The 9,813-nt window shown below is 66.2% G+C and carries 10 protein-coding genes; 9 read left to right on the forward strand and 1 reads right to left on the reverse strand.

Features of this window, described 5'->3' with window-relative positions; all coding sequences use genetic code 11:
* Positions 1-257 precede the first annotated feature (257 nt).
* The 8 genes from IEW01_RS10055 to IEW01_RS10090 all read left to right on the forward strand — a co-directional run bounded on the left by IEW01_RS10055 (position 258) and on the right by IEW01_RS10090 (position 6,096).
* The gene (locus IEW01_RS10055) at positions 258-1,076 is read left to right on the forward strand and encodes an urease accessory protein UreD (protein ID WP_188527503.1); all 819 of its coding nucleotides are present in this window, start codon (positions 258-260) and stop codon (positions 1,074-1,076) included.
* 12 nt (positions 1,077-1,088) lie between these two features.
* A complete protein-coding gene (locus IEW01_RS10060; protein WP_188527504.1) occupies positions 1,089-1,391 on the forward strand; it encodes an urease subunit gamma in 303 nt (100 codons plus the stop codon).
* A gap of 9 nt (positions 1,392-1,400) precedes the next feature.
* Positions 1,401-1,706: an urease subunit beta gene (locus IEW01_RS10065; protein WP_188527505.1), complete on the forward strand. Its 306-nt coding sequence runs from the start codon at positions 1,401-1,403 to the stop codon at positions 1,704-1,706.
* Between the two features lies 1 nt (position 1,707).
* A complete protein-coding gene (gene ureC, locus IEW01_RS10070) occupies positions 1,708-3,414 on the forward strand; it encodes an urease subunit alpha (RefSeq protein ID WP_188527506.1) in 1,707 nt (568 codons plus the stop codon).
* Between the two features lie 9 nt (positions 3,415-3,423).
* Positions 3,424-3,891: an urease accessory protein UreE gene (locus IEW01_RS10075; protein ID WP_188527507.1), complete on the forward strand. Its 468-nt coding sequence runs from the start codon at positions 3,424-3,426 to the stop codon at positions 3,889-3,891.
* Positions 3,891-4,529, forward strand: a complete 639-nt coding sequence (locus tag IEW01_RS10080; RefSeq protein ID WP_438810820.1) for an urease accessory protein UreF — start codon at positions 3,891-3,893, stop codon at positions 4,527-4,529. Before IEW01_RS10075 ends, IEW01_RS10080 begins: the two co-directional genes overlap by 1 nt.
* The gene (ureG, locus tag IEW01_RS10085) at positions 4,526-5,152 is read left to right on the forward strand and encodes an urease accessory protein UreG (protein WP_438810821.1); all 627 of its coding nucleotides are present in this window, start codon (positions 4,526-4,528) and stop codon (positions 5,150-5,152) included. Before IEW01_RS10080 ends, ureG begins: the two co-directional genes overlap by 4 nt.
* Positions 5,153-5,307: 155 nt before the next feature.
* Positions 5,308-6,096, forward strand: a complete 789-nt coding sequence (locus IEW01_RS10090; protein ID WP_188527508.1) for a SapC family protein — start codon at positions 5,308-5,310, stop codon at positions 6,094-6,096.
* Between the two features lie 7 nt (positions 6,097-6,103).
* Here IEW01_RS10090 and IEW01_RS10095 read toward each other — a convergent pair whose 3' ends face one another.
* The gene (locus IEW01_RS10095) at positions 6,104-7,804 is read right to left on the reverse strand and encodes a bifunctional helix-turn-helix transcriptional regulator/alpha/beta hydrolase (RefSeq protein WP_188527509.1); all 1,701 of its coding nucleotides are present in this window, start codon (positions 7,802-7,804) and stop codon (positions 6,104-6,106) included.
* Between the two features lie 279 nt (positions 7,805-8,083).
* Between IEW01_RS10095 and IEW01_RS10100 the strand changes: the two genes are divergently transcribed.
* Positions 8,084-9,811, forward strand: coding sequence for a ShlB/FhaC/HecB family hemolysin secretion/activation protein (locus IEW01_RS10100; RefSeq protein WP_188527510.1), 1,728 nt, complete (start codon positions 8,084-8,086; stop codon positions 9,809-9,811).
* Positions 9,812-9,813: the final 2 nt, after the last annotated feature.

Genomic DNA, 9,813 nt, shown 5'->3' on the forward strand with positions numbered 1-9,813 from the left:
CATTCGAATACCGCTCCTGCGCTCGGGCCTGGAGTGCCGCGATGCCACTCAATCGAGCGCCTCGAAAGTTGCGCCGTCGTGACCGGGGGCGCGGAGTTCGCCCTGTCGATCCGCCTGTTGCTGAATTCCACGACATCCCGCCCGAAAAATGGGCAATCCGGATCATCATGACTGGAACGCTGGCCCTGATCCAGCGCTTGGTCTGGTCCGCACCGGCGCAAGGCGTAGCGTTCGACTCGTCAAAGCCGGAGCCGCGAATGCCCCCGAACACGAGTGCGATCCCCCGTTTCGAGCGCAGCCACGGCTTGGCCCATGTACGGCTGCGCCCGGGGCCGGCGGGGGCGCGGCTGGAAGGACTGGAACAGGCTGGATCGGCGAAGGCGTTCATTCATCGCGGGGTGTCCGGGCTGGAGGTGGTGTTTCTCAACACCTCGGGTGGCCTCGCCGGCGGCGACCACTTGCGCTATCGGCTCGATCTGGCGGCCGGCTGCCAAGCAACGGCCACCACCCAGACCGCCGAGCGCGCTTACCGCAGCAACGGGCCGGAGGCGAAAGTTTCCGTCGAGCACCGGCTCGGCGCGGGGGCGACGCTCGATTGGCTGCCGCAGGAAACCATCCTGTTCGACGACAGCGCCCTGCGCCGCGAGACGGTGATCGAACTGGGCAGGGGCGCCGCCTGCCTGATGCTGGAAGCCGTGGTTCTGGGCCGCGCGGCGATGGGAGAAACCCTTGCCCGTATCGCCTTCTCCGACCGGCGCCGCATCCTGCGCGAAGGGCGCCACGTGTTCATCGAGCCGCTTCGGCTGGGCACCGAGGCGCTCACCTCCGGCGTGGCCGTTCTGCACGGCGCGCGCGCCTTCGCGACGCTGGTCATGGTCAGGCCGGGGGCGGAAGACGCCGTGGGTCCGGTGCGCGCGCAGCTGGACGAGGCGGGCGTATCCGGTGGCGCTTCGGGGTTCGACGGCAAGTTGGTGGTCCGGCTCATGGCGGCGGATGGGTGGCCGCTCAGAAAACAGATCCTGCGGCTGCTGGCGGTGCTCAAGCCGGGCCCGCCGCCGCGGGTATGGCAGATCTAGGAGACCGACGAGATGAACCTCACTCCCCGGGAAAAGGACAAGCTGCTGATCAGCCTCGCCGCCATGGTGGCACGCGGGCGGCTGGAACGTGGCGTGAAGCTCAATCACCCCGAGGCGGTGGCGCTGATCACCGATTTCGTGGTCGAAGGCGCGCGCGATGGCCGTGCCGTTTCCGACCTGATGGCCGCGGGGGCGCATGTGATCACCGCCGAGCAATGCATGGAGGGAATCCCCGAGATGATCCACTCGGTGCAGGTCGAGGCGACCTTTCCTGACGGCACCAAGCTTGTCACCGTGCACAACCCGATCCGATAGGAGGCGCCGATGATCCCCGGAGAAACTATGCCCGCCGAGGGCGAGATCACGTTGAATGCGGGCGCGCCGGTCACGGTGCTGATGGTGGCCAATACCGGCGACCGCCCGGTGCAGGTCGGCAGCCACTACCATTTCGCCGAGGCCAACCCGGCGCTGGACTTCGACCGCGCCGCCGCGCGCGGGCAGCGGCTCGACATTCCCGCCGGCACGGCGGTTCGGTTCGAGCCCGGGCAGGCGCGCGAAGTTCGGCTGGTGCCCTATGGCGGGGCGCGGCGGGTGTTCGGTTTCAATGGCGGCGTGATGGGAGAGCTCTGAAATGTCCTGGACGATCTCCCGCCGCGACTACGCGGCCATGTTTGGCCCCACCACTGGCGACCGGCTGCGGCTGGGCGATACCGACCTGATCATCGAGGTGGAGCGCGATCTGACCACCTACGGCGAAGAGGTGAAATTCGGCGGCGGCAAGGTGATCCGCGACGGCATGGGCCAGAGCCAGATCACCCGCGAAGAAGGTGCGATGGATACCGTCATAACCAACGCGCTGATCGTGGATCATACCGGGATCTACAAGGCGGATGTCGGCCTGCACGATGGGCGTATCGACACGATCGGCAAGGCCGGAAACCCCGACACCCAGCCGGGCGTTGACGTGATCATCGGTCCGGGGACCGAGATCATCGCGGGCGAGGGCAAGATCCTGACCGCCGGCGGCTTCGACTCGCATATCCATTTCATCTGCCCGCAGCAGGTTGACGACGCGCTGCAATCGGGGATCACCACGATGCTTGGCGGCGGCACCGGCCCGGCCCACGGAACGCTCGCCACGACCTGCACGCCGGGGGCCTTCCACATCGGGCGGATGCTGCAAGCTGCCGATGGCTTGCCGATGAACCTCGCCTTCGCCGGCAAGGGCAACGCCAGCCTGCCTGATGAGCTTCACGCGCAGGTGCGCGCCGGGGCCTCGGCGCTGAAGCTGCACGAGGATTGGGGCACCACCCCCGCCGCGATTGATTGCTGCCTGGGCGTGGCCGAGGACACCGATATTCAGGTGATGATCCACACCGACACGCTCAACGAATCCGGCTTCGTCGAAAACACCCTCGCCGCGATCAAGGGCCGCACGATCCATGCTTTCCATACCGAGGGGGCGGGCGGCGGCCACGCGCCCGACATCATCAAGGTGGTGTCGTCGCAGAACATCCTGCCCTCGTCGACGAACCCGACGATGCCCTACACCGTCAACACCATCGAAGAGCATCTCGATATGCTGATGGTCTGCCACCACCTCGACAAGGCGATCCCCGAAGACGTGGCCTTCGCCGAAAGCCGGATCCGGCGCGAGACCATCGCAGCCGAGGATATCCTGCACGATCTGGGGGCCTTCTCGGTGATGGCCTCCGACAGCCAGGCGATGGGCCGGGTGGGCGAGGTGATCACCCGAACATGGCAGACCGCGCACAAGATGAAGCGCCAGCGAGGGCCGCTCGACGGCGAAACCGGCGACAACGATAACCTGCGTGTGCGCCGCTACATCGCCAAATACACCATCAACCCGGCCATCGTGCATGGCATGTCCACCCATATCGGCAGCATCGAGCCGGGCAAACGCGCCGATCTCGTGCTGTGGTCGCCCGCGTTCTTCGGGGCCAAGCCCGACATGGTGTTGATGGGCGGCAGCATCGTGATGGCGCAGATGGGCGATCCCAACGGGTCGATCCCGGCGCAGCCCGTGCATGGCCGGCCGATGTTCGCCGCGCTGGGCCGCAGCCTTGAGCGATCCTCGGTCAGCTTCGTGAGCGCCGCGGCGCAGGCCGACGGGGTCGGTGCGCGGCTGGGGCTTCGCAAGGATACCGTGGCCGTCGAAGGCTGCCGTGGCTTGCAGAAGGCCGACATGAAGCTCAACAGCGCCACGCCGCGGATCGAGGTTGACCCCGAAACCTACGAGGTGCGCGCCGACGGGGTGCTGCTCACCTGTGAACCGGCCAGCGAACTGCCGCTGGCGCAACGCTATTTCATGTATTGAGGCTGGTTGATGACTGATCTCCCCATTTCCCGCAGCCTGTTGAAACATCCCCCGGGGCAAGCCGTCGACCATGTGGTCCTGGATTATGACCAACGCCTGCTGCGCCGCCGCAGGCTGGTGACAAAGGGAGGCTTGGCCTTCCTCGCCGATCTTCCCGAGGTGACCAACCTTGACGATCACTGGGGCTTCCAGCTCGAAGACGGGCGCGCGATCGGGGTGGAGCCCGCGCCGGAAGACCTTGTGGAAGTGACGGGCGATCTGGCGCGGCTGGCCTGGCACATCGGCAACCGGCACACCCCCTGCGAGATCGGGGCCGCGGCCCTGCGCATCCGCCGCGATCACGTGATCGAGGCGATGCTCGCCCAGCTCGGCGCCCGGCTGCGCCCGGTCACAGGCCCGTTCCGCCCCGAGGGCGGGGCCTATGGCGCAGGCCGCACCATGGGACACGACCACCACCACGACCATTCCCACGCCTGATGCTGACGCCGGCCCACCTCGCGCTCGTGCAATGGCTTTCGCCAGCCTTTCCCACCGGCGCCTTCGCCTATTCGCATGGGCTTGAGCGCGAGATCGCGCTGGGCAACGTGACCGACGCAGCCAGCCTTGAGCTTTGGCTGGAAAACATCCTGCGGTTCGGTGCCGGCTGGCAAGACGCGGTGCTGCTCGCTCACGCCCTTGATGCCGATGCCGACACCGAGGCGCTCGATGATCTCGCCCGCGCGCTTCAGCCCTCCGCCGAACGCTTGCAGGAGGGGCAGGAGCAGGGTGCGGCCCTCGCCCGCACCGTGGCGGCCATCACCGGGCGCGCGCTGCCTGCGCGCATGTTGCCGGTGGCGCTGGGCGAGGCGGCGCGGGGGCTGGGCCTGCCCAAGGCGGATGTCGCGGCGCTGCACCTGCAAGGCTTCGCGGGCAATCTCGTCACCATCGCCACGCGGCACGTCCCGCTGGGCCAGAGCGAGGCGCAAGCGGTGTTGCACCGGTTGCAGCCGTTGACCGCTTCGCTGGCCGAAGCCGCCGCCGTCGCGCCGCTCGATGATCTCGCCGGCTGCGCGCTGGCGGGCGACCTTGCGGCGCTGCAACACGAAACCATGGAGGTGAGGATTTTCCGCACATGAACAAAGGCAAGATGAGCGGCCCGCTCAGGGTGGGCATCGGCGGACCGGTGGGCGCGGGCAAGACGACGCTGACGGAGCACCTCGCCCGCGCGCTGGCCGCGCGCTGCTCGATGGCGGTGATCACCAACGATATCTACACGCGCGAGGATGCCGAGTTCCTGATCCGCGCGCAGGTTCTGCCGGGTGAGCGGATCCGGGGGGTCGAAACCGGCGGCTGCCCGCATACCGCGATCCGCGAGGATGCCTCGATCAACCTCGCCGCCGTCGCCGATCTGCGCAGGACGATCCCCGATCTCGACCTGATCCTGATCGAATCGGGGGGCGACAATCTCGCCGCCACGTTCAGCCCGGAGCTTGCCGATCTGACGATCTACGTGATCGACACCGCCGCTGGGCAGGACATTCCCCGAAAGCGCGGGCCCGGGGTGACGAAATCGGACCTTCTCGTGGTGAACAAGACCGACCTCGCGCCACACGTGGGCGTCGATCTTGCCCGGCTGGAGGCCGACACCGAACACGCCCGCGGGGCGCGCCCTTACGTTCTGGCCCAGCTGCGCAACGGTATCGGGGTTGAACAGGTGGTGCGTTTCATCGAAGACGAAGGCGGGCTCGCAATCTCCTGACCCTCGCAGCGCGTGCGAAGCGGCTTTCGCAGGGGAGAGGGCGTCTTGACTTTTGGTCGCGTTTCCCAATCCTTGTGAGGCTTTCGCCGGAGCGTTTTCCGGCCCCGTACCGGTGTCCTTGCGATGCGGGCAACGAACATAAAGGCAGAACAGATATGACCAACCAGCTATTGATCTACGAAAACGCCGTTCCGATTTCGGCGGAAACCCATCGAGATATCTCGGTGCGCACCGGTGCGAACTGGGCCTTTTCGAAAACGCTGAACTCGGTGCCGATCGTGGCTGCCGAATTCGAGCCGGCCTGCATCGAGATGCCGATCGTCTTCGCCGGTGAAGGAGACGATGTTGCGCCGGTCGCCCTGCTTGGGCTGCGGGCGGAGGAAAACCTGTTCGTCTCGCCCGAGGGCAATTGGACGGGGCAATACGTGCCGGCCTTTCTGCGCCGCTATCCCTTCGTCTTCGCGGCCAGCGGCGAGAACGGCGAAACCCTCACGCTTTGCATCGACGAGGGGTTCGAGGGGCTCAACAAGGAGGGCCGCGGCGAGCGCCTGTTCGACAGCGACGGCGAGCGCACCCGTTACCTCGAAAACATGCTGCAGTTCACCTCCGACTACCAGACCCAGCACGTGCTCACGCGGTCGTTCTGCGCCCGGCTGGTCGAGCTGGATCTGCTTGAGCCGGCGGTGGCCACGATGAAGCTGCCCGATGGCCAGTCGCATTCGCTGACCGGCTTCCGCCGTGTCAACCGCGCCAAGCTCGCCGCGCTCGAGACGGATACGATCGCCGAGTTGTTCCGCAACGATACGCTGGCGCTGATCCACTTCCATCTCGCCTCGCTGGGGCACATGGGCCACCTCGTTCAGCGGATCTCCGATCTTCCCGCCGCGGCGGCGAAGAAAGGCAAGAAGGCCGCGAAACCGAATGTGGCCGAGGCCGAGGCGTAAGCCGGGTTCAGAGCGCCGCCAGCGTTTCAAGCAGCAGATCGGGCCGGGCATAGATCACCATCTGCCCGGCCTCTTCTACGCCGATCAACCGGCATCTTGGCCCCAGCCTTTTCGCGAAGTCCTCGACCGAGGCGAACGCCACAACCGGATCGTGGCGCCCGTGTATCAGGTGCACGGGGCAACGGGTCGCTTCCGGGTAGGCCGACCAGTCACGCACCACGTGATAGCTGTCGATTTCGAAACCCTTGTAGCCTTGGCCCACCGCGAACTTGATGCCATCCATGATTGACCCCGCCGCCGCAGCGTCGGCCAGAAGCGCCTTGTCAGGTTCGGAGGACTCGTAGAGCGCCTCGACGAAATCGCGAATGCCACCAAACTCGATCTGTCGCACGCCGGCATGAAGCAGCAGCGGCAGGGCACGTGGAACGAAACGCGCGGTGTAGGCAATCGTGCGCTGCCGGCGCGACATGTGCTTGAACTGCGCGATCGAGCGGATCGGCACGCCACCCGAGACGTTCACGATCGCCGACACCCGGTCGGGCGCGCGCGCTGCAAGGCCATAAGCATAGACCGCCCCCGCCATGTGGCCGACAACGGCCACCCGCTCGAGCTTGAGCGCATCGAGGATTTCGAGCACGTCACCGGCCACCCCGTCGACCATGTCCGAAACCCGGCGGCCGCAACCGGGCGCCGAGCCGAAATAGGGCCGCTCCGGTGCGATGATCCGCAGATTGCCTTCGTGCAACGCGGACTCAAACCCGGTGATCAAGCTCAGCCCGTCGAGCATGCCGTGCAGGAACACGACCGGCTTGCCGCCCTTCGGTCCGTAATCGTGAAATGGAATCCTGCGTCCGTCCGGCAGCGTGTGAAACTGGATCGAAGCGGCGCGGCGCTCGTTTTCCGGCAGGATCGCTTCCACATGCGCCGCCACGCTGAGCGCGAGGCGCACGAGCTGGGCTTGTGAACCCACGGCCGTCTTGCGCAGGATGGATTTGACCTGCGTGCGCAGGGTCGAAACCTGGCGGCCGCGCGCCTCGGCGATCTCGGCGATCGTCTTCCCGTCGCAAAGCGCGGCGAGAACCTGGGTTTCGCTCGCGGTCAGGCCGAACGACCCGCGCAAGCTGGCCTCCACCGCCGCCGACCAGACCGGGTCGGTCTGTTCCAGTATCAGCACCGTCTGGTTGCCGGGCTGTTCGAGCCGGTTGGCGATCATGAAAACTGGTGCGGCCGACCCGACGGGCGACATCTGAACGATCAAGGGCGCGCCGGTCTCGCCGGGCGCAGGGGCGGTATCGAGACGAGACAGAACCTTGCTGATGCGTGTCCGGGTTGCCGGGTCCATCGCGAGGGTTTCAAGCCGGCTGGCATGCGAGATCCCGAACAGGCGCTGGGCGCGTCCGTTGCACCAAAGCACCTGGCCTCCGGCGCTGAGAAGCAGCTTCGCACTCACCGACCATTGCGTTTTGCCGGCCGCCTTGTCTCGCGATTTGTCGAGCGTTTCCATTATTTTCAGCGACGTAGACAGGTAGGGAAACGCCTCGTCCAACTCGCTCTGGTCGGGCTCGGTGCCATCCTGCACCGCATCGTCGGGCATGTTGGAAACAAGTGTCTCGATCCGCGCGCCCCATTCATCCATGAGGCCATCGTATTTCTGCGGAAGCAGGGCCGTCTGATAGATCGCTTCGAGAAGACCTGCGTCAATCTTCATGTGCACACCAAGACCATTTCAAAATGGTGCCGCTTCTGCCGCAACCGGCCGAGGCGGTCACTAATGTCGTTCGGGTCAATACAAACGTCTTACACCATCTGGGGTATATTCGGAATATCCTAGGCTGGATTGGGGCGATTTCAAAACCGGAACCCGCTTGATGGCGATCTAGCGCTTTTCCAAGCCTTCGTAACCGAGGTTAATCTCAGACGAACAGAGTTACCACATTTTTCAACCTGTCCCAGGTTTCCTGATGACGTAGCGATTGTCCCGAGCACGATGAACCTGCCAGTCATGATCTCGATGATGCAGCCCCGGCCCTGGTCGGTTCGCGCGCTTGTTCTGGCCTGTGCGCTGCAGGTTGCCCTGCCCGCGGACGCCCAGACCGAAACGCCGGATGATGCGCCTGCCGTTGTGGAGAGTGTTGTCGTCGAGGTCGGTGACGACAATGCGGCGGCCGGTGACACTGCCCTGACCCCGGCGCAGGAACTTGCCCTCGAGGCCGAGGCGGCGGCCCGGGACGAAGCCGCTAAGTCCGCCGCAGCCTCGGCGCCCCGCCCTGCCACGGTGCAAACACGGTTCACCCTGCGCCGCATCTCCGTGCCGCGCTCGCAGTATCTCGACCCGGACGCCGTCGACGCGGTGATCCGCCAGTTGATCGGGAGACAGGTGGATCTGCGCGATCTTGAAAGCCTCACCGCACCGTTTAACGCGATGTATCGCGCCCGCGGGATCACCCTCGCGAACGTGGTGATCCGCGAGATAGACCTGCAACGCGGGCTGGTGGAACTCGGGTTCTACGAGCCGCGCATCGGGCAGGTTCAGGCCAGGGACGGCGTGCTCGCGCCGGGTGCGGTCTATGCCCGCCGGCTCGCGCTCAGGCCGGGCGAGCTGGCCGACACCCGCCGGATCGAGGCGCGCCAGACCCGGCTTGAGCTTCTGACCGGGGTCACCACGGAAATCGCGGTTCAGCAAGGCGCCGGCGCCGATCTGCTCGATCTCTTTGTGACGCCGGCCGAGCCGCCGGCCCTGAGCTTTTCGGCGGCGATCGACAACCACGGCAGCCCATCCTTCGGGCGCGAGCAACTGACCGTTTCGGTCAGCCATGCCTCGTTGCTGGGCCAGCTCGATCCGTTCTCGGCCTCGGTGACGCTGTCGGAGGGCCTGCGCTCGGCCGCGGTGGGCTATGCGCTGCCGATCAGTGCCGACGGGTTTTCGGTGTTTGCCGCCGGAAGCCTCGAGAAGAGCCGAACGGTCACGGGTCCGGCCCAAACGGGCACGGCTTGGTCGGCAGAACTGGGCGCGAGCTATCCGGTGATCGTGGAGCGCACGCGGCAGTTGACGCTGCGCGCCAGCCTGCAGCGGTTCGGCGATGAACGCCGCTCTCTCGGTGTGCTGACCACCGATCAGGGCGGCACCGCGTTTCTGCTCGGGGCGAGCTACAGCCGGCTCTTCGAGGGCGGCGGCCTGTCCTATGATCAAACCCTTCAGCACGTGCGTTGGACCGACGGAACCCTGGGCGCGGGCAGAACGACGCTGCTGGGGGGAGAAGGCTCTGCCAGTGCGCAGATATCCGACGACTGGCAGGTGTTCGGCCGGTTGGGCTGGCAATACGCCCTTGGCGACAACTCGCCCGCGCGCTTCCGCAACACGCTGAGCAGCCCGACGCGGGTGCGCGGCTATCCGTCGGGCAACAGTGCCGGCGACAGTTTCGTTTTCGGGTCGCTTCAGGTGCAGCGCTCGACGCCCTTCGTCCTGAACGACGACGATGTCTGGAGGGTTACGGCCCAGCCGTTCGCCTTCGTCGATGCCGGCCGCGCCTATGACAGGGCGGCGGGAACGACCACGGCGCAGGACCCGCTTTTTTCGGCGGGCGTGGGCAGCGTTTTCCAGATCGGTGCCAACATGGTGGCCGAGGTTTCATTGGCCAAGCCATTGCGCGACGCGAACCTGTTTCTCGCCGCCAATGCCTGGCGCGCCGATTTCAGGCTGGGGGTGCGGTTCTGACG

The organism is Sinisalibacter lacisalsi (assembly GCF_014640115.1).
GTDB classification, from domain to species: domain Bacteria; phylum Pseudomonadota; class Alphaproteobacteria; order Rhodobacterales; family Rhodobacteraceae; genus Sinisalibacter; species Sinisalibacter lacisalsi.

Bases quoted from the DNA above. Each gene is read 5' to 3' on its own strand.
- IEW01_RS10055 (WP_188527503.1), top strand. From the start codon at position 258: ATGCCCCCGAACACGAGTGCGATCCCCCGTTTCGAGCGCAGCCACGGC.
- IEW01_RS10060 (WP_188527504.1), top strand. From the start codon at position 1,089: ATGAACCTCACTCCCCGGGAAAAGGACAAGCTGCTGATCAGCCTCGCC.
- IEW01_RS10065 (WP_188527505.1), top strand. From the start codon at position 1,401: ATGATCCCCGGAGAAACTATGCCCGCCGAGGGCGAGATCACGTTGAAT.
- ureC (WP_188527506.1), top strand. From the start codon at position 1,708: ATGTCCTGGACGATCTCCCGCCGCGACTACGCGGCCATGTTTGGCCCC.
- IEW01_RS10075 (WP_188527507.1), top strand. From the start codon at position 3,424: ATGACTGATCTCCCCATTTCCCGCAGCCTGTTGAAACATCCCCCGGGG.
- IEW01_RS10080 (WP_438810820.1), top strand. From the start codon at position 3,891: ATGCTGACGCCGGCCCACCTCGCGCTCGTGCAATGGCTTTCGCCAGCC.
- ureG (WP_438810821.1), top strand. From the start codon at position 4,526: ATGAACAAAGGCAAGATGAGCGGCCCGCTCAGGGTGGGCATCGGCGGA.
- IEW01_RS10090 (WP_188527508.1), top strand. From the start codon at position 5,308: ATGACCAACCAGCTATTGATCTACGAAAACGCCGTTCCGATTTCGGCG.
- IEW01_RS10095 (WP_188527509.1), bottom strand. From the start codon at position 7,804: ATGAAGATTGACGCAGGTCTTCTCGAAGCGATCTATCAGACGGCCCTG.
- IEW01_RS10100 (WP_188527510.1), top strand. From the start codon at position 8,084: ATGAACCTGCCAGTCATGATCTCGATGATGCAGCCCCGGCCCTGGTCG.